Annotated in this window: 30 protein-coding genes; 17 read left to right on the forward strand and 13 right to left on the reverse strand. The window is 72.4% G+C overall.

The window, feature by feature from the left end:
* Positions 1-15: 15 nt before the first annotated feature.
* The 10 genes from J2S66_RS27230 to J2S66_RS27275 form a co-directional block, all read right to left on the reverse strand.
* Positions 16-813, reverse strand: a complete 798-nt coding sequence (locus tag J2S66_RS27230) for an ESX secretion-associated protein EspG (protein ID WP_310310121.1) — start codon at positions 811-813, stop codon at positions 16-18.
* A complete protein-coding gene (locus tag J2S66_RS27235) occupies positions 810-2,414 on the reverse strand; it encodes a hypothetical protein (protein WP_310310122.1) in 1,605 nt (534 codons plus the stop codon). Before J2S66_RS27235 ends, J2S66_RS27230 begins: the two co-directional genes overlap by 4 nt.
* A gap of 15 nt (positions 2,415-2,429) precedes the next feature.
* Positions 2,430-2,969 (reverse strand): DUF3558 domain-containing protein, encoded by a 540-nt coding sequence (locus J2S66_RS27240; protein ID WP_310310123.1) that lies wholly within the window; start codon positions 2,967-2,969, stop codon positions 2,430-2,432.
* A gap of 11 nt (positions 2,970-2,980) precedes the next feature.
* A complete protein-coding gene (locus J2S66_RS27245) occupies positions 2,981-3,382 on the reverse strand; it encodes a hypothetical protein (protein ID WP_310310124.1) in 402 nt (133 codons plus the stop codon).
* A 162-nt stretch (positions 3,383-3,544) separates the two neighbouring features.
* Positions 3,545-4,321, reverse strand: coding sequence for a phosphate ABC transporter ATP-binding protein PstB (pstB, locus tag J2S66_RS27250; RefSeq protein ID WP_306743860.1), 777 nt, complete (start codon positions 4,319-4,321; stop codon positions 3,545-3,547).
* A 10-nt stretch (positions 4,322-4,331) separates the two neighbouring features.
* Positions 4,332-5,252 (reverse strand): phosphate ABC transporter permease PstA, encoded by a 921-nt coding sequence (gene pstA, locus J2S66_RS27255; RefSeq protein WP_310310125.1) that lies wholly within the window; start codon positions 5,250-5,252, stop codon positions 4,332-4,334.
* Positions 5,249-6,304, reverse strand: coding sequence for a phosphate ABC transporter permease subunit PstC (pstC, locus tag J2S66_RS27260; RefSeq protein ID WP_310310126.1), 1,056 nt, complete (start codon positions 6,302-6,304; stop codon positions 5,249-5,251). Before pstC ends, pstA begins: the two co-directional genes overlap by 4 nt.
* A 34-nt stretch (positions 6,305-6,338) precedes the next feature.
* Positions 6,339-7,457: a phosphate ABC transporter substrate-binding protein PstS gene (gene pstS / locus J2S66_RS27265; protein WP_310310127.1), complete on the reverse strand. Its 1,119-nt coding sequence runs from the start codon at positions 7,455-7,457 to the stop codon at positions 6,339-6,341.
* A 192-nt stretch (positions 7,458-7,649) separates the two neighbouring features.
* Positions 7,650-8,528, reverse strand: a complete 879-nt coding sequence (mshD, locus tag J2S66_RS27270; RefSeq protein ID WP_310310128.1) for a mycothiol synthase — start codon at positions 8,526-8,528, stop codon at positions 7,650-7,652.
* Between the two features lie 343 nt (positions 8,529-8,871).
* Positions 8,872-9,624: a winged helix-turn-helix domain-containing protein gene (locus J2S66_RS27275; protein ID WP_310310129.1), complete on the reverse strand. Its 753-nt coding sequence runs from the start codon at positions 9,622-9,624 to the stop codon at positions 8,872-8,874.
* A gap of 175 nt (positions 9,625-9,799) precedes the next feature.
* On the opposite strand from J2S66_RS27275, the gene J2S66_RS27280 reads away from it, so the two are divergent.
* From J2S66_RS27280 to J2S66_RS27320, 9 genes are all read left to right on the forward strand, one after another.
* Positions 9,800-10,561 (forward strand): alpha/beta hydrolase family protein, encoded by a 762-nt coding sequence (locus J2S66_RS27280; RefSeq protein ID WP_310310130.1) that lies wholly within the window; start codon positions 9,800-9,802, stop codon positions 10,559-10,561.
* Positions 10,558-11,349 carry an LmeA family phospholipid-binding protein gene (locus J2S66_RS27285; protein ID WP_310310131.1) on the forward strand — a complete coding sequence of 264 codons (792 nt, stop codon included), beginning with the start codon at positions 10,558-10,560 and terminating at the stop codon, positions 11,347-11,349. Before J2S66_RS27280 ends, J2S66_RS27285 begins: the two co-directional genes overlap by 4 nt.
* Positions 11,349-11,777 carry a TlpA family protein disulfide reductase gene (locus tag J2S66_RS27290; RefSeq protein ID WP_310310132.1) on the forward strand — a complete coding sequence of 143 codons (429 nt, stop codon included), beginning with the start codon at positions 11,349-11,351 and terminating at the stop codon, positions 11,775-11,777. Before J2S66_RS27285 ends, J2S66_RS27290 begins: the two co-directional genes overlap by 1 nt.
* Positions 11,778-12,027: 250 nt before the next feature.
* Positions 12,028-12,465 carry a DUF4395 domain-containing protein gene (locus J2S66_RS27295; protein WP_306743869.1) on the forward strand — a complete coding sequence of 146 codons (438 nt, stop codon included), beginning with the start codon at positions 12,028-12,030 and terminating at the stop codon, positions 12,463-12,465.
* A 28-nt stretch (positions 12,466-12,493) separates the two neighbouring features.
* Positions 12,494-13,339 carry a sulfurtransferase gene (locus tag J2S66_RS27300; RefSeq protein WP_310310133.1) on the forward strand — a complete coding sequence of 282 codons (846 nt, stop codon included), beginning with the start codon at positions 12,494-12,496 and terminating at the stop codon, positions 13,337-13,339.
* 2 nt (positions 13,340-13,341) lie between these two features.
* A complete protein-coding gene (locus tag J2S66_RS27305; RefSeq protein WP_310310134.1) occupies positions 13,342-13,644 on the forward strand; it encodes a DUF1416 domain-containing protein in 303 nt (100 codons plus the stop codon).
* Positions 13,645-13,845: 201 nt separating this feature from the next.
* The gene (locus tag J2S66_RS27310) at positions 13,846-14,481 is read left to right on the forward strand and encodes a heme-binding beta-barrel domain-containing protein (RefSeq protein WP_310310135.1); all 636 of its coding nucleotides are present in this window, start codon (positions 13,846-13,848) and stop codon (positions 14,479-14,481) included.
* Positions 14,482-14,570: 89 nt separating this feature from the next.
* Positions 14,571-15,176, forward strand: coding sequence for a 5-oxoprolinase subunit B family protein (locus J2S66_RS27315; RefSeq protein ID WP_310310136.1), 606 nt, complete (start codon positions 14,571-14,573; stop codon positions 15,174-15,176).
* The gene (locus tag J2S66_RS27320) at positions 15,173-16,039 is read left to right on the forward strand and encodes a 5-oxoprolinase subunit C family protein (RefSeq protein WP_310310137.1); all 867 of its coding nucleotides are present in this window, start codon (positions 15,173-15,175) and stop codon (positions 16,037-16,039) included. The genes J2S66_RS27315 and J2S66_RS27320 overlap by 4 nt, the downstream gene beginning before the upstream one ends.
* 7 nt (positions 16,040-16,046) lie before the next feature.
* Here J2S66_RS27320 and J2S66_RS27325 read toward each other — a convergent pair whose 3' ends face one another.
* Positions 16,047-16,889: an aminodeoxychorismate lyase gene (locus J2S66_RS27325; RefSeq protein ID WP_310310138.1), complete on the reverse strand. Its 843-nt coding sequence runs from the start codon at positions 16,887-16,889 to the stop codon at positions 16,047-16,049.
* 34 nt (positions 16,890-16,923) lie between these two features.
* Between J2S66_RS27325 and J2S66_RS27330 the strand changes: the two genes are divergently transcribed.
* The 5 genes from J2S66_RS27330 (at position 16,924) to J2S66_RS27350 (ending at position 21,375) form a co-directional block, all read left to right on the forward strand.
* A complete protein-coding gene (locus J2S66_RS27330) occupies positions 16,924-17,388 on the forward strand; it encodes a Fur family transcriptional regulator (protein ID WP_425566358.1) in 465 nt (154 codons plus the stop codon).
* The gene (gene ygfZ, locus J2S66_RS27335) at positions 17,385-18,479 is read left to right on the forward strand and encodes a CAF17-like 4Fe-4S cluster assembly/insertion protein YgfZ (protein WP_310310139.1); all 1,095 of its coding nucleotides are present in this window, start codon (positions 17,385-17,387) and stop codon (positions 18,477-18,479) included. The genes J2S66_RS27330 and ygfZ overlap by 4 nt, the downstream gene beginning before the upstream one ends.
* A gap of 157 nt (positions 18,480-18,636) precedes the next feature.
* Positions 18,637-19,485: a beta-keto acid cleavage family enzyme gene (locus J2S66_RS27340; RefSeq protein ID WP_306743877.1), complete on the forward strand. Its 849-nt coding sequence runs from the start codon at positions 18,637-18,639 to the stop codon at positions 19,483-19,485.
* Between the two features lie 60 nt (positions 19,486-19,545).
* Positions 19,546-20,127, forward strand: coding sequence for an RsiG family protein (locus tag J2S66_RS27345; protein ID WP_310310140.1), 582 nt, complete (start codon positions 19,546-19,548; stop codon positions 20,125-20,127).
* A gap of 45 nt (positions 20,128-20,172) precedes the next feature.
* Complete coding sequence (locus J2S66_RS27350; RefSeq protein ID WP_310310141.1) at positions 20,173-21,375, forward strand: MFS transporter; 1,203 nt, start codon at positions 20,173-20,175, stop codon at positions 21,373-21,375.
* On the opposite strand, the gene J2S66_RS27355 is transcribed toward J2S66_RS27350, so the two are convergent.
* Positions 21,328-22,209: a DUF8083 family protein gene (locus J2S66_RS27355; protein ID WP_310310142.1), complete on the reverse strand. Its 882-nt coding sequence runs from the start codon at positions 22,207-22,209 to the stop codon at positions 21,328-21,330. The two genes, J2S66_RS27350 and J2S66_RS27355, sit on opposite strands and share 48 nt — an antisense overlap.
* Before the next feature lie 162 nt (positions 22,210-22,371).
* On the opposite strand from J2S66_RS27355, the gene J2S66_RS27360 reads away from it, so the two are divergent.
* Positions 22,372-22,557: a DUF3073 domain-containing protein gene (locus tag J2S66_RS27360; RefSeq protein WP_306743881.1), complete on the forward strand. Its 186-nt coding sequence runs from the start codon at positions 22,372-22,374 to the stop codon at positions 22,555-22,557.
* 73 nt (positions 22,558-22,630) lie between these two features.
* Here the strand turns inward: J2S66_RS27360 and J2S66_RS27365 are convergent, their stop codons facing one another.
* Positions 22,631-23,695, reverse strand: a complete 1,065-nt coding sequence (locus J2S66_RS27365) for an NADH:flavin oxidoreductase/NADH oxidase (protein ID WP_310310143.1) — start codon at positions 23,693-23,695, stop codon at positions 22,631-22,633.
* A gap of 331 nt (positions 23,696-24,026) precedes the next feature.
* Between J2S66_RS27365 and J2S66_RS27370 the strand changes: the two genes are divergently transcribed.
* On the forward strand, positions 24,027-24,728 hold the full coding sequence (locus tag J2S66_RS27370) for a Crp/Fnr family transcriptional regulator (RefSeq protein ID WP_310310144.1): 702 nt from the start codon (positions 24,027-24,029) through the stop codon (positions 24,726-24,728).
* Positions 24,729-24,842: 114 nt separating this feature from the next.
* Entirely contained in the window at positions 24,843-25,658 is an 816-nt protein-coding gene (locus J2S66_RS27375) for a nucleotidyl cyclase domain-containing protein (protein ID WP_310310145.1), read from the forward strand.

A 25,658-nucleotide genomic window follows, 5' to 3' on the forward strand; every position in this document is an offset into this window, starting at 1 on the left:
GGTCCGGGGCGGGACTCAGCCCATCAGGGCGTTCAGCTCCTGGGTGAGCTGGGCGGCGATGCGCGGGTTGTCGGCGGGGGCGTGGGTGAGCCACTTCTGGCCGTCCTGCCCCTGCCGGGTCTGCGACATGTAGCGGCCCTGGTCGTTGTCGAACCACGCGACCTGCGGGGCGCGCTGCTCGCGACCGTGCCTGCCGCGGACCGTGACGCCGAACTGGCCGGCGCGCAGCCGCTGCCGCTCGAACACCGCCTCCAGCGCGCGCACCTGCGTGGCCGCCGTGCTGCGGGGGGCCATGGCCCGGGTGAACGTCGCGTTGCCGAAGTCGTCGTCGCGGCGCGGCGGTGGCGGCGGGGTCTGCGCCGACATCGGCACGGTGATCGACTGCCCCGGCCCCGGGCGGTTGCCCGGGATCAGCTCCACGACCGCGCGCACGAGGGTCGCCGAGCGCATCAGGTCGATCCTGATCTGCCGGTCGTCCATGACGGCCAGCACCGCGTTCTCACCGGCCGCGCCCGCCCGCGCCAGCAACTGGCGCTCGACGTTGCGCGCGTCGAGCGACGCGATGGCGTTGAGCGAGTAGTCGAACTTGACCAGCAGGGTGAGCGCTTCCTCCACCCGGGGCGCGACCCGGCCGCGGTCGGCCAGGCCGCGCGACTCCAGGTCGCGGTAGACGGCGTTGCGGATGCCGCGCCGCTCGTCGAACGTCTGCCCGAGATAGGGGAAGTCGAACGGGTAGGGCCGGCTGCCGAGCCTCAGGTCTTCCCAGAGCATGTCGGCCGCCGCGTGCGACAGGGCGAACGAGAACACGCTCACCCGCCGATGACCGGCGGGGCGACCATGGTGCCGTCGCCGAAGACGTCCTCGGTCTCGACGAGGTACGACGCCGCCTTGTGCTCCTTGTCCTCCTCGCCCTGGCCGGCACCGGCGCCGGCGCCCATGCCACCCACGCCACCCACGCCGCCGCGACCGGCCGCACCCGCCGCGCCGGCGCCCGCGAGGCCGCCGCTGCCGCCGGGGCCGAAGCCGCCCGCGCCCGTGCGCCCGCTCTCGCCGAGCGCGCCCGTGGCGCCACCGGGGCCGAAGCCGCCCATGCCACCGCCGCCCAGGCCGCCGCGACCGGCCGCCGCCATGCCACCGGGCCCGCCACCGAGCCCGCCGCCACCACCACCGCCGGGCATGCCGCGTCCGCCGAGACCACCGGGGCCGCCGCCGGGCACGCCCCGACCGCCGAGGCCGCCGGGGCCCGTCTGACCGGGCCGTCCACCGGGGATGGGCACGCCGGGTCGTCCACCGGGAGGAGTGCCGCCGGGCGGGTAGACGCCGGGCGGGTAGATGTTGCCGCCGCCACCACCGTTCTGGCCGCCACCACCGCCACCGCCACCGCCACCGCCACCGCCGCCCCCGCCACCGCCGGGAGGCGTGATGCCGTTCCAGCCGGACTGGTTGGTGTTGCCGCCACCGCTGCCGCTGCCACCGCCGCCGGGGATGTTCACGTCGCCGAAGGAGCCGGAACCCGTTCCCGTGCCGGTCCCGGTACCGGTGCCCGTCCCCGTGCCGACGCTGCTGGGCACGGTCGGCCGGGTGCCGATCTCGTTCTCCCCGGTGCCGTTGGGGTCACCGCTGCCACCGGAGCCGTCCATCGGCGGGGGCGGCGAGAAGGCGGGCATCGTGGACCCGGCCTCCTGGAAGCTGGTGGACATGGTCGTCATGACCTCGGCCGCACGCTCGTGGGCCTGCTGCTTCTCCTCGAACTTCTGCTCGATCTGGTCGATCGTCTCGGCCCACTTCAACGGGTTGGGCTCGGCGAAGAACATCCTGTAGGCGTCGGCGGTGCTGAACTCGACCGGTTCGGGCATCGAGTTCTTGGCCGCCTCGGCCGCCTGGCTCTGGGTGTAGAGCTTGTTGCCGGTCAGCTGCGCGCCCTGCGCGGCGTTGCCGGACCAGGTGGCGACGTTGGTGAAGTACCCCTGAGCCGCCTCGGCCGCCTTGCCCTGCCACGCGCCCTTGCTGGCGGTGGTGGCGCTGGTGAGGTCGCTCTGCAGCTGGGCGAGCGTGTTGCCGACCTTCGTCCACGCCTCACCCTGGTCGTTCGCGGTGCCGGGCGCCATGTTGTCGGTGACCATGCCCTTGAGGGCCTTGTGGTCGTACCCCATGTAGAACGAGCCCGCGGGCGTGAGCGGCGGTCGGTAGTTCTCGACCGCCTGCTCCAGGTCGCGCTCCTGCTGCTGCTGGTACTGCGCGGACTGCTGCTTGTAGCGGATGTAGTCGTCGAGGGTCGTGATGGCCCCGAAGAAACCCGGGTTCTCGGCCCGCGCGCGCTCGTATTCGGCGCGCAGTTCGGCTTCGGTCTGCCCGGCGTAGGTGACCTGGGTCGCCTGGCTGTCCTGCTGCGAGTTCGAGTTCGGCGGTGCCACGACGTTCTCCTTGGACTACTTGGGCAGCGTCGGTTCGATGGCGTTGGCGACGCGCGTCGCGGCGTCGCACGCCTTGTCCAACGATGCGTCGTCGGACGCGGCGATGTCCACCCGGTCGGTGGGGGTCACCTCGATCGCGACCAGGCACGAGGTGTCGGAAGCCGGCGCCTTGACGAGCTTGGCGTCGCGGGAACCCACCCGGATGCCGGACACCTCCTTGCCGACCGCCTCGTCGATCTTGAGGTCCGGCTGCGGCTTCAGCGACACGGAGGTGGTCGGCGAGGAGACGGCGTCGCAGGCGTCGCCGTCGGGCTCGATCTCGGTCAGGTCCACCTGACCGGCCACCGCGTTGAGCGTGTCGCAGGCGTCGAAGTCCGCGAGCGCGTCACCGCCGGTGGACGGCGCGCTCGTCGTGGTCTTCGAGGTCTGCCCGGCCGTGGTCGCCCCGGTGTTCGTCGACGTCGCGTCGCCCGGCTCCTTCTCGGAGCAACCGGTGGCCACCGAGGCCACCACGGCCAGCGCCAGGACCGCGCGCGACGACAATCCCTTGATCAACGGTTCCACCCTCAGTAGCGGTTGTAGGTGCCGGCGGCGGAGTCGTCCACCTCGCGGTAGTTCTCCACGGCCTTCTGCATCGCCTGCCGGGCTTCGTCCAACGCGGTCCGCAACTGGTTGACGGCCGGGACGATGCCGGTGGTCCCGGCTCCGCCCACCGCGCCCTCCTGGTTGTACTGGGAGATCGCTTCCGCGTCGGGGCTGGTACCGAGCTTGACCCGCTGCCGCAGCAGCGCCAGGTCGTTGTCGATGTTCCGCAGTTCCTTCTGGGCGCTGTCGATCGCCTTGATGTACGCCTGGGCACCCGATTCGCTGATCGCGAACGAACCCGAGTCGGCCGCGGCCTTCAGGCCCTGCATGTTGGCCGTCATGGCCTGCATGGACTGGACGCTCCACGCACCTTCCGGCGCCACGATTACCCCCTGCGAGTCTGCCGATCCCAGCCGTCACGGTACCCCCGGACGGAGGACCGTGTCTCGATTTTGACGGTCGCCGCCGGCGGCGGGTTCCCTCGTCACCCGAACGCGCGAGAGCCCTCCCACCGCAGGTGGAAGGGCTCTCGGCCGGAGCACCGCTCAGCCGAAGCGGCCCGAGATGTAGTCCTCGGTCGCCTTCTGGCTGGGGTTGCTGAAGATCTTCTCCGTGTCGTCCACCTCGATCAGCCGCCCGGGCTGGCCGACACCCAGCAGGTTGAAGAACGCGGTCTGGTCGGAGACCCGCGCCGCCTGCTGCATGTTGTGGGTCACGATGACGATCGTGTACTCCTTCTTCAGCTCGGTGATCAGGTCCTCGATCGCCAGCGTGGAGATCGGGTCCAGCGCCGAGCACGGCTCGTCCATCAGCAGCACGTCGGGCTGCACGGCGATGGCGCGGGCGATGCAGAGGCGCTGCTGCTGACCACCGGACAGCCCGCCGCCCGGGCGGTCGAGGCGGTCCTTGACCTCGTTCCAGAGGTTGGCGCCGCGCAGCGAGCGCTCGGCCACCTCGTCGAGCTTCTTCTTGTTCCGCTCGCCCGCGAGCTTCAGGCCCGCCACGACGTTGTCGCGGATCGACATCGTCGGGAACGGGTTGGGCCGCTGGAAGACCATGCCGATGGTCCGGCGCACCTGCACCGGGTCGATGGACGAGGCGTAGATGTCCTCGCCGTCCAGCAGCACCTTGCCCTCGACTCGGGCTCCCGGCGCCACCTCGTGCATGCGGTTCAGCGACCGCAGCACGGTGGACTTGCCGCAACCGGAGGGCCCGATGAACGCGGTCACGTTCTTCGGCGGCACGGCCAGGGAGACCCCGTCGACGGCGTGGAACTTGCCGTAGAAGAGGTTGAGGTCCTTCACGTCGATGCGCTTGGCCATGACCGCCCGCTCACTTCGTCTTCGGAGCCAGCCACCGCGAGATCACGGTCGCCAGCAGGTTGAACAGCGTGATGATGAGCACGAGGGTGATCGCCGCGCCCCAGATGCGCTCGAAACCGGCCTGGGTCGGGTTGTTGCGCTCGGACGTCATGAGCAGCGGCAGCGACGCCATCGGGCCGTCGAACAGGTTGTAGTTGATGTACGGCGCGTAAGCGGCGAGCACCAGGACCGGCGCGGTCTCGCCCATGACGCGGGCGAGGGCCAGCATGATGCCGGTCACGATGCCGGACAGCGCGGTGGGGACGACGACCTTCACGATCGTCTTCCACTTCGGGATGCCCAGCGCGTAGGAGGCCTCGCGCAGCTCGTCGGGGACGATCTTGAGCATCTCCTCGGTGGTCCGCACGATCACCGGCACCATGAGCAGCACCAGCGCGAGGGACACCGCGAACCCGCTGCGGCCGAAGCCGAAGTAGGTGATCCACAGCGTGTAGACGAACAGCGCGGCCACGATCGACGGCACGCCGGTGAGGATGTCCACCATGAACGTGGTGGCCTTGGCCAGCTTCGACCGGCCGCCGTACTCCACGAGGTAGACGGCGACGAACAGGCCGATGGGCACCGAGATGATGCCGCAGACGAGGCCCTGCACCAGGGTGCCGTAGATGGCGTGGTAGACGCCGCCGCCCTGCTGCCGCGACAGCAGCCCGGACAGCGACTTCTGCCACCAGTCGGCGTCGAGGATCACCGGGAAGCCGCGCTGGATGACGACGTACAGCACCCAGACCAGCGGCACGATGGCGATCAGGAACGCCGCGTAGACCAGGGTGGTGGCGACGGCGTTCTTGAACTTGCGCGCGCCGCTGACGCTCTGGAACGTCGGCGGCGTCGCGAGGCGGTCGAGGTCGGCCGCCGTGTCGGTCGTCGTCATTCGTACTCCTTGTGACCGGCGACGATGGACCGGGCGATGGCGTTGACGCCGAACGTGAGCACGAACAGCACGAGACCCGCCGCGATGTAGGCGCCCGCGATGCGCGGGTCGTTGAACTCCGGCGCGGCCAGCGCGATCTTGGACGCGAACGTCGCGCCGCCGTCGAACAGGCTCCACCCGAACGTCGCGGCGGTGCCGCTGAGGATGATCGTCAGCGCGATGGTCTCGCCGAGCGCGCGGCCGAGGCCGAGCATGGACGCGCTGACGTAGCCTGCCTTGCCGAACGGCAGCACGGTGGTCCTGACGACCTCCCACTTGGTGGCGCCGAGCGCGATGGCGCCCTCGACGTGGGTGGCGGGAGTGCGGTCGAACACCTCGCGGCTGACCGCGGTGATGATCGGCAGGATCATGACGGCGAGCACGATGCCGGCGGTGAAGATCGTGCCGCCGATCTCGATGCTGACGTTGCCCTCGGCGAACAGGAAGATCCAGCCGAGCTTCGCGGTGAGCCACTCGCCGACGGGCGTGAGCACCGGGCCGAGCACCAGCAGGCCCCACAGGCCGAAGATGATCGACGGCACGGCGGCCAGCAGGTCGATGACGTAGGCGAACGACCGGGCCAGGCGGCGCGGCGCGTACTGGGTGAGGAACAGCGCGATGCCCAGGGCGATGGGCATGGCGATGACCAGCGCGAACGCCGCCGACACCACGGTCACCAGGAGCAGGTCCAGGATGCCGTAGCGCATGTTGTCGACGTCGCTGGTGGACCACTCGCGGCTGGTCAGGAAGTTGACCTTGTCGAGCCCCAGGGAGGGGATGGCCTGGATCAGCAGGAAGATGCCGATGGCCCCGATCAGGACCACGATGAAGATGCCCGACCCGGTGGCGAGACCGGCGAAGATCCGGTCACCCGGCCGGACGTGCTTTGTGTTCTCGGCTTCCGCGGTCGGGGGAATCGGAGCCTCCGAGTCGGGTCGAGCGGCCGGGACGCCCCCGCGGGCACCGCTGTCAGCGGTGCCCGCGGGGCGCTCGACCACGGTTCGGTCGTTCATCGCCTTGGCGCCTGCGAGGAGTCTGCCGGCCGGGTCAGGCGATGGCCTTGATGGCGGTCAGGATCTTGTCCTGGAACGCCTTGGGGAGCGGAGCGTAACCCGCGTCCGCCAGGCCGGCCTGACCGTCGGTCGCCGCGACCGTGAGGAACGCCTTGACGGCCTTCGCGGTGTCGGCGTCGTAGCCCTTGGAGCAGACGATCTCGTAGGTGGCGAGCAGCAGCGGGTAGGCGCCCGCGGTGGAGGAGGCGTAGATCGAGTTCAGGTCGAGGACCAGGTCGTTGCCGCTGCCCTTGATGGTGGCGCCGTCGATGGCCTTGCCGACCGTCTCGTTCGTCAGCTCGACCGGGCCGGAGCCGTTGTCGATCTTCGCGAGGGACAGCTTGTTGTCCTGCGCGAAGGACAGCTCGACGTAGGTGATGGCGCCGTCGATGGAGCCCGCCGCCTGCGCGACGCCCGCCGACTTCTCCTTGCCCTCGCCGATGCCGCCCTTGAACTGCTTGCCGGCACCCTGGGTCCACGCGCCCTTCGAGGCGGCCTGGAGGTAGAGCTGGAAGTTGTCCGTGGTGCCTGACTCGTCGGAGCGGTAGACGACCTTGATGTCCTTGTCGGGCAGCGACGCGCCGGAGTTCAGCGCGGCGATGGCCGGGTCGTTCCACTTCACGACGGTGCCGTTGAAGATCTTGGCGGCGACCTCGCCGCTCAGCGTGAGGTCGGTGACGCCGTCCAGCTTGTAACCGAGCGCGACCGGGCCGAAGACCAGCGGCAGGTTCCAGGCCGGGTTGCCCTGGCAGCGCTCGGCGGCGGCGGCCACCTCGCCCTTGCTCTCGGACAGCGGCGAGTCCGAGCCGCCGAAGTCGACCTGGCCGGCGTTGAAGTTCTTCACGCCCGCGCCGGAGCCGGAGGCGTTGTAGGCCACATCGGCGCCCGAGCACTTCTGCTGGTACGCCTGGATGAACGTGTCGATCGCGTTCTTCTGCGCGGAGGAGCCCTCTGCGTTCAGCTTGGACTTGCCGCCGCACTCGACGGGCGTGGACGACTCACCGGTCGTCGGCGCCGCACCCGAGGGGGCATTGTTGTCGCTGCCACATGCGGTGAGCAGAAGCGCACCGGCCGCGATCAGGCCGAGTACGGCGCCGTGTCGCTTGGTCTTCACCTGGGTCCTCCAGCTGCGAAGCGGATGTCGCGGCGAACCCCCGCCGCTCGACACGGACGGTAGGCAGCGAGGGTGGACAGGCACCCAGGACAGAGTGAACGCGAGGTGAACTCCGCACGGGAGGTGACTAGGGACACCGCCTTGTGGGTGATCCCGTGACCTGCGCGTATGCAGCGCGTGATGGGTTTGTCACTACCGGGCGTACTGGGCGTCCGAATCCCACCGGGTGAAGCCCAACCGGTTGTACACGGCCAGTGCCGCGGCGTTGTCGGACTCGACGTACAGCATCACCTCGGCGAGCCCGGCGGCGCGCAGGTGCGCCAGACCGGCGAGGGTGAGGGCCTTGCCCAGGCCGCCGCCCTGCGCATCAGGGTCGACGCCCACCACGTACACCTCGCCGAGGGTCGCCGAGTGCACCTTCGTCCAGTGGAAGCCGAGCAGCCGCTCCTCCGCGTCGACGGCGAGCAGGAAGCCGGTGGCGTCGAACCACGGCTCCCCCTCCTTGTCCCGGACGTCCTCGATGCTCATGGCGCCCTGCTCGGGGTGCCAGGCGAACGCGCGGTGGTTGACGTAGACGACGGCCGCCTCGTCCCGGCCGGGCACGAACGAGCGCAGCCGGACGCCCTCGGGCAGGACCGGTGACGGCAGGTCGGCGTCGAGGGGGCGGCGCAGCCGCAGCAGCTCGCGGACCTTGCGGTAGCCGAGCTTCGCGGCCAGGGCCTCCTGGTCGGGCCTGCCGCCGTGCGCCCAGACGCGCAGGGGCTCGGCGCGCTCGGCCACGGCGGCGAGCAGCGCGGCGCCGTGGCCGCGGCGGCGGTGCGCGGGGTGGACGGCCAGCTCGGCGACCTTGTTGCCGTCGGCGTCGCCGAAGACGTCCAGGTGCAGGTACCCGACCAGCGCGCCGTCGACCCGGGCCAGCAGGTGTGCGCTACCGCGCGCGCCGGGGCGCAGGCGCAGCACGACGGCCTCGCCCACCGGGGCGACGCCGTCGGCGTCCTGGGCGGCGCGGAGCAGGCCGGTGACCTCGTCGGCCTGAGCGGGGGACAGCTCCTCGAACCAGCTCGATTCCACGCCGTGAAACCTACCGGCCACCGAAGCCCTCCCGCGCCGGGTCAACCGCAACCGACCCCAGGGGTCACCCCCGCAGGCCCACCCTCAACGGGCCAACTCCCGCGGGGTCGCGTCGGTAGGTCGCGGTCGGTTTTCCGCGATCACGCCCTTCGATCGCGGGAAACCGGCCGTGAACTGCCGACTTCCAGACGACCCCGCCGCCGCGCCGAAGGCGCGGCCATCAACGCGGGTCGCGTCGGTAGGTCGCGGTCGGTTTTCCGCGATCACGCCCTTCGATCGCGGGAAACCGACCGTGAACTGCCGACTTCCAGGCGACTCCGCCGCCGCGCCGAAGGCGCGGCAATCAAATGCGGTAGCTCAGCTCCGCGTCGTCGATCCTCGGCTCCGGCGCGTCCACGTGCTCCACGCGGCGGGCGCTGCCGGGGCGCGGCGGGCGGACGAACTTGTAGCCCACGTTGCGCACGGTGCCGATGAGCGACTCGTGCTCGGGGCCGAGCTTGGCGCGCAGGCGCCGGACGTGCACGTCGACGGTGCGGGTGCCGCCGAAGAAGTCGTAGCCCCAGACCTCCTGGAGCAGCTGGGCGCGGGTGAAGACCCGGCCCGCGTGCTGCGCGAGGTACTTGAGCAGCTCGAACTCCTTGTAGGTCAGATCGAGGGGACGGCCGCGCAGGCGCGCGGTGTAGGTCGCCTCGTCGATGACCAGCTCGCCGAGCTGGAGGGAGCCGTCGCCTCCGGGCTGCTGGGCGCCGCGCCGCGAGCGCACCAGGCGCAGGCGGGCGTCCACCTCGGCGGGGCCGGAGGTCGGCAGCAGGATCTCGTCCACGCTCCAGTCGGAGTTGACCGCGACCAGGCCGCCCTCGGTGACGACCGCCACCACGGGGACGTCCACGCCGCTGGAGTCGAGCAGCCGGCACAGGCTGCGCGCGGCGGCGAGGTCGGTCCTGGCGTCGACCAGGACGATGTCGTGCGGACCGGCTTCCAGCAGCGCCGAGACCTCCGGGCGCAGCGGGCGCACCTCGTGCGGGAGGAGCGAGAGCGCGGGGAGGACCGCCTCGGGATCGGAGTCGGTGGTCAGCAGCAGCACGTCGATGCTCATCGCGGCACCCTCTCGTTCGGCCGGTGTGCGGTCACCGACCAGGCAGCGCGAAGTACGGTGACCGGGGCCCCGTTGCCTGCGGATGACGGAGACGATACCGGTGCGAGCCACGAAAAACCCAGGTCAGCAGGTCAGAGTCACAGTTGTTTCCACAAGCGTCACGCCTGTTACATCCATGTCACACGACGCCGTCCCCCTGCACGGCGTGCACGTGAGGTCGACACCGCCCGCGGCGGACCTGGCGTTCGTCGTCGGCCACGGCTTCACGAACCACGTGCGCAAGCCGTTCGTGGCGCGGGTGCTGCGCCGATTCGCGCGGCACGGCGGGGTCGTCGCGCTGGACTTCCGCGGCCACGGTCGCTCGGGCGGCGCGTCCACGGTCGGCGGCGACGAGGTGCACGACCTCGCGGCCGGGGTTTCGCTGGCCCGGCGGCTGGGGTACCGACGCGTGGTGACCGTCGGGTTCTCCATGGGCGCCTCGATCGCCCTGCGGCACGCCGGCCTGCACGAGGACCCGCCGGACGCCGTGGCGGCGGTCAGCGCGCCCTCGCGCTGGTGGGTGCGGGAGACCCCGGCCATGCGCCGGGTGCACTGGCTGCTGGAGCAGCCGCACGGCCGCCTCGCCGCCCGGGCGCTGGGCGTCCGCCTCGGCGCCCCGTGGACGACGCCCCCGGAGAGCCCGCTGGAGGTGGTGCACCGCATCACGCCGACCCCACTGCTCATCGTGCACGGTGAGCAGGACCACTACTTCGGCCCCGCGCACGCCGTGGCGCTGCACCGCGCGGCCGGTGGCGACGCCGAGCTGTGGCTGGAACCCGGCGTCCGGCACGCCGAGTCGGCCATGACGCCGGTCCTGGTGGACCGGATCGCAACCTGGCTCGACCGCCGCACGTCCTCCGAACCCGAGCACCACGCGACAGCAGAAGAAGGACGATGACCGCGACCGAGACCAAGCGCCGCCCCACGCGCGGGCGCAAGCTGATCATCGCCGCCCTGGTGGTCGGCGGGTTGCTGGTCGCCGCCGACTTCGGGTTGGCGGCGGCGGGCGAGTACCAGGTCGCGCAGAAGATGCGGGACAAGTTCCAGCTGAGCGAGGACCCCTCGGTCCGCATCAACGGCTTCCCGTTCATCACCCAGGCGCTGGCCGGGGACTACCGGGACGTCGAGATCAGCGCGTCCGGCGTGCCGGTGGCCGACCAGCTGCGCGACCTGGAGATCCGGGCCAACCTCTACCACGTGCGCATCGGCCTGTCCGACCTGCTGTCGGGCAACACGCGCGACGCCAAGATCGACCAGGTGCGCGGCAGCGTGAAGATCCAGGCGGCCGACCTGAACCGGCTGGTCGACCAGGTCACGCCGTTCTCGGACATGGCGATCGAGCCGGACCGGCGCACCGAGCAGCCCGCGGGCCAGCAGGCGGACCCGACGCGGGCCGCGGTGAAGCTGTCGGGCACCACGACGGTCGCGAGCCGCCAGATCCGGATCGCCGCCTACGGCACGGTGTCCCTGGTCAACGGTCAGGTCGCCATCGCGATCAACGACGTCGAGCTGGACGACACCGCGCTGGCCGGCCTGGACGCCGTGCTGGGCGTGGTGCGCGAGGCGCTGAGCGTCACCATCGACCCGGGCGTGCTGCCCTTCACCGTGACGCCGACCGCGGTGAAGGTGGAGAGCGGCGCGTTCACCGTGGAGGGCACGATCCGCGACATCCCGCTGGACCAGTGATGACCGGGGTCTGGGCCCTGTTGGGCGCGGTGCTGGTGGTGGCCCTGGTCGGCGTGCTGCTGAAGCGGCGCGACGGCCGGGTCCGCACCACCGCCGGCGCCCGCCCCGAGTTGCCCGGGCCGGTGCGCGACCTGCTCGTGCCGGGCACGCCGGTGACCCTGCTCCAGGTCTCCACGTCGTTCTGCGCGGCGTGCCGGCGCGCGGGGGCGCTCCTGGGCGACCTCGCGGACCGGACCGAGGGTCTGCGGCACGTCGAGCTGGACGTGACCGACCTGCCGGAGGTCGCGAAGGCCCTCGGCGTGCTGCGGGCGCCCACGACCCTCGCGCTGGACGCGTCCGGTGCGGAACTCCTCCGGGTCGGCGGCGTCCCGGAACCGGACGCGCTCACTGCGGCTTTGCGCCCACACCTGCCTGGACCGAACGGGTGAACTGAACTTTTTCCCACCAGTTGGGCGGCACTCCCGACCACAGGGACGAGCGGTTACCCTCGCAGCCATGACCACGCTGCTGACCAAGCGACTCGCGGTGGACCTGTGCCGCGTCCGCAGCAGCCTGTGTCGCGCGACGAGCTGACCGGGCGGTTGCCGGCGGTCCGCGCGGCTTGACGCGCGCGCCACCGCGCTCTACCACCGCCTGAGACGGACTACCCGGTCTTGTCCCCGTCAGGAGGTCGTCGCCGTGTCGAAAGATGCCCCAGTTGACCCGCGCGGTCCGCGCTTCAGCGCCTGGATCACCACCGCGATCCTCGCGGTCGTCCTGCTGACCGGCTCGTGGCGGTTGCTCGCCGCGCAGACGGTGCTGTTCGGCCTGTGCGCGTTCATCTCGCTCAAGCTCAACCCGTGGGGTCACGTCTACCGGTACGCCGTCCAGCCGAGGATCACGCCGACGAGCGAGCGCGAGGAGGCCGCCCCGCTGCGGTTCGCGCAGGGCGTCGGCTTCGTGTTCGCGCTGGTCGGCACGATCGGCTACGCCACCGGGCTCACCGCGCTCGGAGTCGCCGCCACCTCCGCCGCGCTGGTCGCCGCGCTGCTCAACGCCGCGCTCGGCCTGTGCCTCGGCTGCGAGGTGTTCCTGCTCCTCCGCCGCGTCGCACCCGCCCTCGCCCGACCTCAGTAGCACGAACGAATGAAGATGGAGCAGCTCGATGAGCCGTGAAGAAGTCCTGGTCTCGGCCGCGTGGTCCGAGGAGAACCTCGACACGCCCGGTGTGGTGTTCGTGGAGGTCGACGAGGACACGACCGCCTACGACGGCGGCCACGTCCCGGGCGCGGTGAAGATCGACTGGAAGACCGAGCTCCAGGACCCGGTCCGCCGCGACTTCGTCGACCGCGCCGGTTTCGAGGCGCTGCTGTCGGCCAAGGGCATCGCCAACTCGGACACGGTGGTCCTCTACGGCGGCAACAACAACTGGTTCGCGGCCTACGCGTACTGGTACTTCAAGCTCTACGGCCACGACTCGGTGAAGCTGCTCGACGGCGGTCGCAAGAAGTGGGAGCTCGACGGCCGCCCGCTGGACAAGGACGTGGTGCGGCGCGAGCCCACCACGTACACCGCGCAGGACCAGGACCTGACGATCCGCGCGTTCCGCGACGAGGTCGTCGAGGCGATCGGCGACAAGAACCTGGTCGACGTGCGCTCGCCCGACGAGTTCTCCGGCAAGCTGCTCGCCCCCGCCCACCTGCCGCAGGAGCAGGCGCAGCGCGGCGGCCACATCCCGAGCGCGATCAACGTGCCGTGGAGCAAGGCGGCCAACGAGGACGGCACGTTCAAGTCGAACGACGAGCTGGACCGGATCTACGGCGAGGCCGGGTTCGACGGCTCGCGCAAGACGATCGCGTACTGCCGCATCGGGGAGCGCTCGTCGCACACGTGGTTCGCGCTGCACGAGCTGCTGGGCCACGGCGACGTGAAGAACTACGACGGTTCGTGGACGGAGTACGGCTCGCTGATCGGCGTGCCGATCGAGCTGGGCGACGGCAAGGGGAACTGACGATGAGCCTGGACGGTTGCGGTGCGCCCCAGCAGGGCGTCGACATCGCGGTGGGTGCGAACGAGGTCGTGCTGAGCGGCAAGGTCAAGTCGGCGGGCGGGCCGGTCGGCGGCGCGTTCGTGCGGCTGCTGGACTCGACCGGCGAGTTCACCGCCGAGGTCGTGTCCTCCCCGGAGGGCGACTTCCGGTTCTTCGCCGCACCCGGCACGTGGACGGTCCGGGCCCTGCACCGCTCGGGCAACGGGCAGTCGTCGGTCAGCGCGGACGGGCCGGGCGTCCACCCGGTCGAGGTGGCCGTGGCCTGACCCCGTCCCGCGGGGCTGTTCCCGTGCCGGTCCCGGTGGCGTTCGCCACCGGGACCGGCGGCGTCCGGGGCCGTGGCGATAAACTCGGCTGGTGGAACACTTCTTCACAGGGCTCCTGGTGCTCGTGTCCCTGCTCGTCGTGTGGTTCGCCGGGTACGTCGTGTACCGGCTGTTCTCCGACCAGCGGTGACCGGCCCCGGGATGAACGGCGGGACGCCCGCGCCGGGCAGTGGTGACGCGGCCGTGCAGGCCGCCGCGGCGCGCGCGTCGGTGACCGGTGCGCGCAACCTGCCGCAGTTCGACGACCTGCCGGTGCCGGCGGACACGGCGAACCTGCGCGAGGGCCCTTCGCTGCACGACGCGTGCCTGGCGCTGCTGCCGCTGGTCGGCGTGTGGCGCGGCGAGGGCGAGGTCGTCTACCCGACGATCAACGGGCCGTACCGGTTCGGGCAGCAGGTCACGTTCGCGCACGACGGCCGGCCGTTCCTGTACTACGAGGCGCGGTCGTGGCTGCTCGACGAGGACGGCGGCGTGATCCGGCAGGCGGCCCGGGAGACCGGGTTCTGGCGCCCGCAGCCGGACGACACGATCGAGGTGCTGCTGACGCACAACACCGGGATCGTGGAGCTGTACTACGGCAAGCCGCGCAACCAGACGTCGTGGGAGCTGGGCACCGACGCGGTGATCCGGACGGCGACCGCGAAGGACGTCACCGGCGCGCAGCGGCTGTACGGCATCGTCAACGGCGGTGACCTCGCCTACGTCGAGGAGCGGGCGATGGTGGGCCAACCGCTCCAGCCGCACACGTCCGCGCACCTCAAGCGGATCGTGGGCTGATCACGGCCTGATCGTCGGGCGTCCCGCGCGGTAGGACGCTCCCCACTCGGATTGTTCAACAATCCTCATGTAGGACGTAAGCTGTGCCCATGCGGCTGCGGCGTTGCGGCACCAACGCGGTGCTCGTCGAGGTGGACTCGCCCGGCGAGGTGGAGGCGGTGCGCGCCGCGCTGGCGGCGGCCGACCTCCCGGACGTGGTCGAGCTGGTCCCGGCCGCGCGGACGGTGCTGGTCGAGACCCGGCCGGGCGGCCTGGGGGCGGTGCGCGCCGCGCTGGCCGGCGTCGACCCGGACCACCGGGCCGCGACGACGTCCCGCGAGGTGGTGATCCCGGTCCGCTACGACGGGCCGGACCTGGACCTGGTCGCCGAGACCGCGGGACTCACCCCCGACGAGGTGGTCGACCTGCACTCCGGCGCCGGGTACCGGGTGGCGTTCTGCGGGTTCGCGCCCGGGTTCGCCTACCTGGTCGGCCTGCCCGGACCGCTGCGCCAGCCCCGGCTGGACTCCCCGCGCACCAGGGTCCCGGTGGGCTCGGTGGCCGTGGCCGGCGAGTACACCGCCGCCTACCCGAGGGCGACCCCCGGCGGCTGGCGGCTGATCGGCAGCACCGACGCCCCCCTCTTCGACCCCCGGCGCCCGGAACCGGCCCTGCTCGCCCCCGGTCACCGCGTCCGCTTCGAGGTCGTCCGGTGACCCGCGCCGTCACCGTCCTGGCCACCGGGCCGCAGGTCCTCGTGCAGGACCTCGGCCGCCCCGGCAACGCGCACCTCGGCGTGCCGCCGTCCGGGGCGCTCGACCCGCCGTCCCTCGCGCTGGCCAACCGGCTGGTCGGCAACCCCGGCGGCGCGGCGGGTCTCGAAGTGCTGCTCGGCGGCCTGGTGCTGCGCGCCGAGACCTCGTGCTCGGTCGCGGTCACCGGACCGGCCACGCCCGCGCTGGTGAACGGCGTGCCGCGCGACTCCCCGCTGCACCTGGCGCCCGGCGACGTGCTCGCCCTGGGCACGCCGGTCGGCGGGCTGCGGTGCTACGTCGCCCTGTCCGGCGGCGTCGACGTGCCCGCCGAGCTGGGCAGCCGGTCCGCGGACCTGCTCTCCGGCCTCGGCCCGCCGCCGCTCGCCCCCGGTGACGTGCTGCCCCTCGGCACGCCGACCGGCGTCCCGGTGGGCGTGGACGTGCTGGTGCCGGTCCGCGTGCCGGACGTGCTGGTCGTGCCGGTGCTGCTCGGGCCGCGCGACGACTGGTTCACCGATCCGGCGGGGCAGCTGCGGGCCGGGCGCTGGACGGTGTCGGACCGCGGCAACCGGGTCGGCGTCCGGCTCACCGGGACCGCGCTGGAGCGCGAGCCCGGCCGGGTGGGGCGGGAGCTGCCGAGCGAGGGGCTGGTCACCGGGGCGGTGCAGGTGCCGGCCGACGGCGCGCCCGTGGTGTTCCTCGCCGACCACCCGACGACCGGCGGTTACCCGGTGATCGGCGTGGTCCCGCCCGGCGCCCTGCCGCTGCTCGGCCAGGCGCCGCCGGGCACCCCGCTGGTCTTCGCACCGGGCACGCCGGCCTGAGCGCTGTCTAGTACTCCGACTCGTAGAGCCCGTCCAGCACGGTGTGCAGCCCGGTCGAGTCCGGCAGGGCCTTGCCGTCCAGCGTGTGCACGCGGGTGATCTTGCGGACGCTCGACACGAGGAACACGCCGTCCGCCGGGTACAGCTCCGCCACGTCGACCGGCGCGACCTCGACCGACCACCCCGCGCGCTCGGCGGCCCGGAACAGCGCGGCCTGCGTGGTGCCCGGCAGGATGCCCAGCGTCGACGGCGGCGTGGTCAGGGTCCGGCCGCGCGCCAGGACCAGCGTGGACGTCGGCCCCTCCAGCACCGAGCCGGACGAGGTGGTGAACACGACCTCGTCGGCGCCGCGCCGCTCCGCCTCGCGCAGCGCGGCCATGTTGACCGCGTAGGACAGCGACTTGGCGCCGAGCAGCAGCCACGGCGCGCGCTCCGCCAGGCCCGGCTCGATCCCCCGCTCCAGGGTGACCGCGGAGATGCCGCCGGCGCGCTGGGCGATCACCTTGGGGGAGATGTCCATGCCGAGCGCGAACCCGGTGGGCGTGCCGTCGCCGCCCTCCACCCCGCGCGTGAAGACCAGCTTCACGGCGATCTCGGGGCCGCCGGACCAGGTGCCGAGCACGAGGTCCACGGCGCGCCGGAACGCCGCGAGGTCCGGTTCGGGCATGTCGAGCATCGCCGCCGAACGCGCCAGCCGGTCCAGGTGGGGCCCCAGCTCGCGGGGCTCGCCGCCGACGACGAGGATCGTCTCGAAGACGCCGTCGCCGCGCAGGAGGCCCAGGTCGTCGACCCGGATCAGCGGGGCGTCGGGGTCGGCCGGTGTTCCGTCCAGCAGTGCCAGCACGCGCATACCGCGAGCCTACTCACGTCCTAACATGGCTTTCGTGGACACCGTCAGCGGCCCCGAAGCCCTGCGCGAGACGCTGCACGACCGCGGCATGCGCATGACGCCCCAGCGCCAGCTCGTGCTCGACGCGGTGCGCGAACTCGGCCACGCGACCCCCGAGGAGATCTGCCGGCGCGTGCGGGTCACCGCGCCCGCGGTGAACATCACCACGGTCTACCGCACGCTCGACCTGCTCGACCGGCTCGGCGTGGTCCGGCACACCCACCTCGGGCACGGGGCGCCGAACTACTCGGTCCACGCGCACGAGCACGTGCACCTGGTGTGCCACCGGTGCGGGCGGGTGGAGGAGATCCCGTGCGAGCTGATGTCCCCGCTGGGGGGAACACTGGAGGCCGAGTACGGGTTCGAGCTTGATGCGAGCCACCTCGCGCTGTCCGGCACGTGCCGCGAGTGCCTCGCCGCCGGTGGACCGGCCGGCGGACGACCAGAGGAGTCCGAGTGAACTCACCGCTGCTGACCGCGCCCGGCGCCGTCGCGCCGTTCGACGGCAACCCCGACCAGGGCGTGCCGTGGCACTTCGGCGACCCGTTCGCCGAGCAGCGGTCGGCGGTGCGGTCGGCGGTGGTCGTGGACCGGTCGAACCGGGCCGTGCTCGCGGTGTCCGGCGACGACCGGCTGACCTGGCTGCACTCGCTGACCAGCCAGCACTTCGAGGCGCTCGGCGAGGACCGGGCCACCGAGATGCTGATCCTCGACGTGCAGGGCCGGGTCGAGCACCACGCCGCGGCGGCGAACGTCGGCGGCGCGGTGTACCTCGACACCGGGTCCGAGCGCGCGGGCGACCTGCTCGGCTACCTCACCAAGATGGTGTTCTGGTCCAAGGTCGAGGTGCGCGACGCGTCCGCCGACCTGGCGCTGCTGACCGTGCTCGGCCCGGAGGCCGCCGGTGTCCTCGCCGCGGTGGGCGTGACCGCGCCCGACGCGCCGCACGGCGTGGTGGCGCTGGAGGGCGGCGGGTTCGCCCGGCGCGCGTCGTGGCCCGGTGGGCACGCGGTCGACCTGCTGGTCCCCCGCGCCGAGCTCGCCGACCGGTGGGGCCGGCTGACCGGGGCCGGGGCGCGGCCCGCGGGCAGCTGGGCGTTCGAGGCGCTGCGCGTGGAGTCCCTGCGCCCCCGGCTGGGCGTGGACACCGACGAGAAGACCATCCCGCACGAGGCGAACTGGATCGACGAGGCCGTCCACCTGAACAAGGGCTGCTACCGCGGCCAGGAGACCGTCTCCAAGGTCCACAACGTGGGCCGTCCGCCCCGCCGGCTGCTGCTGCTGCACCTCGACGGCTCCCGCGAGGTGCAGCCGGAGACCGGCGACCCGGTCCTGGTCGACGACCGGGTCGTGGGCCGCGTCGGCACCGTCGCCCTGCACCACGAGCTGGGCACGGTCGCGCTGGCGCTCGTGAAGCGCTCGGTGCCGCCGGAGACCGAACTGCTGGTGGGCGCCGAGGACCGCCGCGTGCAGGCCGCCGTGGACCCCGACTCGGTGCCGCCGGACACCCCCGGCTTGGGCAGGCAGGCCGCGCGCAACCTGGGCCGCTGACCTCGGGCCGCACGGCGCCCGGGCCGGCGCCGGGCGGTGCCGGCGCCGGACGGGTGTCCGGTCCGGAAAACCGGTAACACACCCGACCTGCGGCGGAACCGGTCGCCGACCCCGCCGGCACGCTGGTCCGGACGGGTTCTGTGCCAGGATCACGGGCATGTCCCGACCCGGTTCCCACGGCACGCTGCTCACCGTCGCCCCCACCGGGGCCGAGCACGCCAAGGCCGACGTGCCCCGGCTCCCCGTCACCCTGGACGAACTGGTCGCCACCGCGCAGGCGTGCGAGCAGGTCGGCGCCGCGATGGTCCACGTCCACATCCGCGACGCGGAGGCGCGCCCGACGCTGGACCTCGGCCTGCTCAAGGAGACCGTGGCCGCGCTGCGGGAGCGCACGGACCTGATCGTGCAGCTGTCCACGGGCGGCGCGGTGACCGACCCGGAGGCCGACCGGCTGCGCGTGCTCGACGCGCTGCCCGACTCGGCGTCCTGCACGATGGGCACGGTCAACTTCGGCGACGACGTGTTCCTGAACCGCTGGGAGTTCATCGTCGCCCTGCACGAGGGCATGCGGGAACGCGAGATCGTCCCCGAGTACGAGATCTTCGACCTCGGCCAGCTCGCCACCCTGCGCCGGCTGCTCGACCGGCACGGCCTCCCCGCCGGCGGCAAGGTGCACGTGGACCTGGTGATGGGTGTGCCGGGAGGCATGCCCGGCGACGCCGAGACGCTCACCGCCGCCCTGCGGCTCCTGCCGGAGGGCGCGTCGTTCTCCGCGACCGGCATCGGGCGGACGTCACTCCCCGTGATGTTGACCGCGCTCGCCACCGGCGGTCACCTCCGGGTGGGAATGGAGGACACCATTTCCTACGCGAAAGGCCAGCCGGTGCGCGACAACGCGCAGTTGGTCGCCCGTGCGGCCGGGTTGGCGAAGATCGCGCAACGCCCGCCGATGCACAGTGCAGATGCACGTGCACTTCTGGGCGTGCGCAGTCCGGTACAGGTTTGAAACAACTTTGGAAGCAGGTTTGTGTTGGCGGGTGGGCAGGAACTACCTCAGGATGAGTACGTGATCGAGGTGCGTCCTGGCGGGCGCCGCCGTATCGACCGGGTGCTCGCCCCCGACTACACCGAGGGGGTCGAGCGGCTCCCGCTCGCCGACGTGCGGGCGCTGCGCGACGAAGCGGCGCAGGAGGAGACGGACCTGTCGTACCTGCGGCGGCTGCTGCACGCGCGGATCGACATCGTGCGGGCCGAGCAGGAGCGCCGGATCTCGGGCGGTTCGGCCGTGGTGGACCAGCTGGCGACGATCCTGTCGTCGAACGCCGTGGGGCCGGCGACCGGCCTGGGTCGCTACCAGACGCAGGAACCGTCCCGGGCGGAGGCGCACCGGCGGCACGTCGAGGCGCTGGTGTCGGACGTGGACCTGTCGGACGTGAGCGCGCTGTCGGACGACAAGCTGGGCCTGGCCCTGCGGGTGTTCATCAGCGAGGAGGCGTCGGTCTCGACGCGGCGGCGCGAGGTCCAGGCCGTGGTCGACCGGCTCAACGCCGAGATCGCGGGCCGCTACCAGAGCGGGAGCGCGTCGGTGGACGAGCTGCTGGCCGCCGAGCGCGGGTGGCCGAACAACCCGGGACGTTCCAAGGAGTAGGAAAGGCTCCCGCCATCCGGACAGGCCGCCTAACGTGGCCGGTTGATGGCACAGAGCGGTTCGTCGATCGCCCCCACCCGGTACCGCTGGGTGGTGCTGGCGGTCGGCGCGCTGGCCCAGGGCACCAACGCCGCGGTGTTCCTGGGGCTCCCGGCGATCTCACCGCAGCTGCGCGACCACTTCGGGCTGTCGCTGCCCCAGGTCGGCCTGCTGCTCGGCGCGGTCAACCTGGGCACCGTGCTCACCCTCGTGCCGTGGGGCGCGGCGGCCGACCGCCGCGGCGAGCGGCTCGTCATGACCGTCGGCGGGGTCGGCGCGGCGCTGTGCCTGGCGCTGGCGGCGTTCGACGGGGCCGTGGTCGCCGGGCTGGCGCTGGTCGGCGTGGGGATGTTCGGCGCGAGCGTGAACGCGGCGAGCGGCCGGGCCGTGCTGACGTGGTTCCCGCCGGACCGGCGGGGGCTGGCCATGGGGCTGCGGCAGACCGCCACCCCGCTGGGCGCCGCGCTGGCGGCCGTCGTCCTCCCGGTACTGGCGGTGGGGGCCGGAGTACCGGCGGCGTTCCTCGCCCTGGCCGGGTTCACCGGGTTCGTCGCGCTCGCCGTCGCCGCCCTGGTGCGTGAACCGCCGTGGAACGTGCGGTCGACCGGCCGCGGGCACGGCCTCGTGCTGGGGGACCGCGCCCTGATCCGGCTCTCCGCCGCCAGCGGGCTGCTGGTCGTACCCCAGTTCACCGCCGCCGCGCTGATGGTCGAGCTGCTGCACGAGCACCGCGGGGTGGCCGTGGGCGTGGCCGCCGGGCTGTTCGCCGCCGCGCAGGTCGCCGGCGGCCTCGGCCGGCTCGTGGTCGGCGCCTGGTCGGACCGCGCGCCCACCCGGATCGGGCCGTTGAAGCTGATCAGCGTGCTGGTGGCGGTCGGGTTCGCGCTGTGCGCGGCGCTGGACCGGGCCCCGGTGCCGGTCCTGGTCGCGGTCCTCGTGCCCACGGCGGCGCTGGCGCTGTGCTGGAACGGCGTCGCCGTCACCGCCGCGGGGGAGCTCGCGCCGGCCGGGCGCACGGGCGCCGCGCTCGGCATGCAGAACACCGCCAACTACCTGGCGGCGACCGTGACACCCCCGCTCGTGGGCTGGGCGGCCGTCACGATCGGGTGGTCTTGGGCGCTCCTGCCGGCCGCCGCGGCGGCGGTGGGCGCGCGCCTGCTGCTAACCGTGCCGCTCGCGCCGCGCGAGCTCGCCCCAGAACTCGCGTAGCCGCTCGTAGCGCAGCGCGACCTCCTCGGCGTCCCCCGCCTCCAGGGCGTCCACGATGGCGTTCACGTCCGTCGCCGAGGTGTCCTCCAGCAGGTCCTCGTCCTCGACGAGCTGAACCAGGCCGCCGTAGTCCAGCTCCACGGCCGAGTCGGGCGCGAAGTGGTCGAGCCACCGGCCGGTGTCGGCGAGGACCTTGGCGGGCCCCTCGTCGCCCAGGGAGGCGGACACCACGCGGTGCGCCCGCGCCACCCTCGCGCGGGCGTCGGGCATCGCGACCCGCCACGACACCTGCCGCTCGGGGTCGTCCCGGGGCGCCAGGACGATCCGCCTCGCCTCCGGCTCGACCAGCGCGAACCACGGCAGCGGCACCGTCCAGGTGGTGGAGACGACGTGCACCGCCCCGCCGGTCAGCTCGGCCATCACGGCCGACGCGCGGGTGCGGACGGCATCCGGTTCCACGGCCACCGCCTCGTCCTGGAGGGGGCCGGTGGAGGTGGCCAGGAAGCCGACCAGGGCGGCGGCCGAGCGGGCGCGGAGGTCCAGGGGGCAGACCAGGGGTCCCGGGCCGACCTCGCCCGGCACCTCGGCGGGGCTGATGGTCATCACGTCGAACGGCGCGTCGGGCGCGGCGCTGCCGTCCGACCGCTCACCGGGCAGGAGGCGGCGCGGCCGGGCGAGTTGTGACCGCAACCACAGCTCCCGTTCGCGCGCGCCGACGTCCGCCCGGCTCAAAGGCCCGTTTTCCAGGGCTTTCCGCACCTTGTCCGCCAACGGTGCGTCAAGAGCCGACAGCGGTTCGTACACCCTGAGGTAGGCGACGAACGGTCTAGGCACCCGCGCATCCTCCCATGGTGAGATTTGGCGGCACGTGTCACGCCTACCGCGTCGCGAGGAACCCCTTCGACACGGTACGGTAGTTACCAGGAACTAGTTGTCGAGACGAGTGGGGCCGCCGTTCCCCCGGCCGCCCCCGTCCCTGTGCGAGGGGGTCGAGCCATGGGGCGCGGCCGAGCGAAGGCCAAGCAGACCAAGGTGGCGAGGGAGCTGAAATACAGCTCTCACAACATCGACGTCGACGCCTTGCAACGCGAGCTGTCCAGCGGCGAGTCCGCCGCAGGTCGCCGAAGCGAAGAACGCTTCGACGACCCGTCGGACGACGAATACGACGACTACCGTCGCTGACGCGTCACAACACCCGCTGCTGAAGTTCGGGCTGCCGGAACACCACCGGCAGCCCGAACTTTGGCACGGACACCTAGAACGCCCTGGCGTACTGCCGTGGCGGGTTGGTCCGCACCCCGAGCTGCCGCGCCGCGTGCAGCGGCCAGTACGGGTCGCGGAGCAGCTCACGCGCCAGCAGCACCAGGTCGGCTGAGCCATCGGCGAGGACCTGCTCCGCCTGCCGGGCGTCGGTGATGAGACCGACCGCCCCGGTGGGCACGTCGGCCTTCCGCCGCACGGTCTCGGCGAACGGCACCTGGTACCCGGGTCCGGTCGGGATGTCGGCCCGCGGCACGTTGCCGCCGGTGGACACGTCGACCAGGTCCGCGCCCAGGGCCGCGAGGTCGCGTGCCAGCACGACGCTGTCCTCCGCGGTCCAGCCGCCCTCGACCCAGTCGGTGGCGGAGATGCGCACGAGCACCGGCACGTCCTGGCCCACGGCCTCCCGGACGGCGGCGGTGACCTCGCGGGTGAGCCGGGTGCGGTTCTCCAGCGGACCGCCGTAGGCGTCCGCGCGGTGGTTGCTGAGCGGCGAGAGGAACTCGTGCAGGAGGTAGCCGTGCGCGGCGTGCACCTCGACGACCTGGAAGCCGGCCTCGACCGCGCGGCGCGCCGCGGCGGCGAAGTCGGCCACCACCTGCGCGATCCCGTCGGCGTCCAGTGCCTCCGGCCGGCGGTAGGACTCGTGGAACGCCTCCGCGCTCGGCGCGACGGGCGTCCAGCCGCCGTCGGCGTCGGCCACCCCGCCGCGCCGCTCGGCGAACGGGGCGTAGGTGGAGGCCTTGCGCCCGGCGTGGGCGAGCTGCACGCCCGCGACCGCGCCGTTGGCCCTGATGAACTCGACGATCGGCCGCCACGCCGCGGTGTGCGCGTCGCTCCACAGACCGGTGTCCTCGGGCGAGATCCGGCCGACGGCCTGCACGGCGGTCGCCTCGGTGAGCACCAGGCCCGCCCCGCCGACCGCCCGCGAGCCGAGGTGCACGAGGTGCCACTCGTTCGGCAGGCCGTCCCGGGCCGAGTACTGGCACATCGGGCTGACCGCGATGCGGTTGGGCAGCGTGACCGATCGGAGGGTCAGCGGGCTGAACAGCTGGCTCACGTGCGGCTCCCTGGGTGGTTCGGGGGCGACGGGCCGTTCGGCGCGTCTACAGGTCCAAGGTCCCGGATCGGACAGGTTGTTCCCGCCTGTGTCGACCGTCCCACCTCGCGGGAGCTGCGCAATTCCATTCGGATCGGTATTGCGCGCGCATTCGCAGGTGATCTTCGAGAGGGGGTCGCTCGGCAAAACGCCGGACAAGAGGGGGCCAGTTACGCCCATTCGGGTGTACTGTCCGCATCAGGTTCGGGGAGACCATCACTTGCCGCCTGACGCAGGTCGGCCCATTCGAAGTCCCGCCGGTGACGACAGTAACAGGACCCCCATGCTGCCCATGCCGACCACCACGTTGACACAGGATCCAGCGTGGCCCAGCAACAGCTTGCTGGGTCGCCTACGAGAGAACACCCGCCAGGAGCTGCTGAACATCGGCACGGTCGTGCGGTACACGGCCGACCGCGAGGTCATCGAGCAGGACGCGAAGGACACTCACGTCCTTCTGCTGCTCGACGGCGTGGTCAAGGTGCAGACCACGGACGAGACGGGCGACACCGCACTGCTCGCCATCAGGGTCGCGGGCGACCTCGTCGGCGAGATGGCCGCACTCGACCAGAAACCGCGTTCGGCCACCGTGGTCACGTGCGGCGACGTGGTCGCCAAACTGATCACCAGCGGTGAGCTGATGAGCTTCCTGCACCGACGGAACGACGTTTTCGTCGAATTGATAGGGATGATCAACGACCGGCTCCGCTGGGCGAACCAACGGCGCCGCGATTTCCTCTCCCACCCCGCCGCGGAACGGGTGGCGCGGGTGCTGGCCGAATTGGTGCAGACCTACGGCCGGGAAGAAGCGCACGGGTGGACGCTGGGAATTCCGCTCACGAAGGTCGAGCTCGCCTCGATCGCGGGGATGAAACCGAGGACCGCCGAGAAGGCGTTCTCCGATCTGCGGAAAGCGGGGGTGGTGGTCAGTCACCTGAGGCGTGACGTGCTGGTGCCGGATCTGGCGAGCTTGCGGAAATTCGCGGGTATCTGAGGCCGGACCGCAGTTCTGCGGTATTGACGCCGATGTCGTACTCCACAGTGACTCTGCGCAGCCGCGGGCGCGGTGGCGCCCGTCCTGTGTCCGCTCGTCGAAAGGGCCGAACCCATGAGCCTCCAGCGCGGTCTGCTGGTCTGCTGTGACCTGAGGAGCTACAGCTCGGCCGACGACCGGCTCCAGCGGGAGCTGCAAGAGCTGCTGGTCCGCACCCTGGACCGGGCGGGCGAGGCCGCCGGGCTCGACCGGTCGCAGTGGGTGCGGCAGCCGAAGGGCGACGAGGAGTGGGCCGTGCTGCCCGCGACCACGCCGGAGCACGACGTGGTCGACCGGTACGTGCGCGCCCTGGCCGCCGAGCTGGAGCACGTCAACGCCTACCGCGTGCCGCACGCCCGGTTGCGGATGCGGATGGCGATCCACTTCGGCGTCACCACCGAGGGCGCGAACGGCTACCCCGGGTCCGACGCGGTGCTGGTCAGCAGGCTGCTGGACAGCAGAGCCGCCCGCGCGGGCCTGGAGCAGACCGGGGCCGACCTGGTCGTGGTGCTGTCGGAGGCGGTCTACACGTCGCTCGTGCAGGGCGGCTACACGACGCTGCGGCCCGCCGACTTCCGGCGCGTCGACGTGCGGGTGAAGACCTTCAGCGGGCACGGGTGGATGTGGATCCCGCAGGGCGACGCGCACGCCGTGCGGCTGGAGGACGAGGACGTCACCCCCGCCGCCGCCCCGCCGGCCCACTCGTCCCCGCCCGCCCCGCCGGGCGGGATCACCCAGAACGCGACGGCCGACAACGGCTCGACGGTCATCCAGGCCGGCCGGGACGCGCACGCGCCGACGCAGCGCGCCGACGTGATCCAGAACTTCGACCGCAACGACCAGCGGGCCTCCCACTTCGGCCCGGTCTACCGCGGGGACGAGAGGTCGTGA

It is taken from the genome of Saccharothrix longispora, from assembly GCF_031455225.1.
GTDB lineage: Bacteria > Actinomycetota > Actinomycetes > Mycobacteriales > Pseudonocardiaceae > Actinosynnema > Actinosynnema longispora.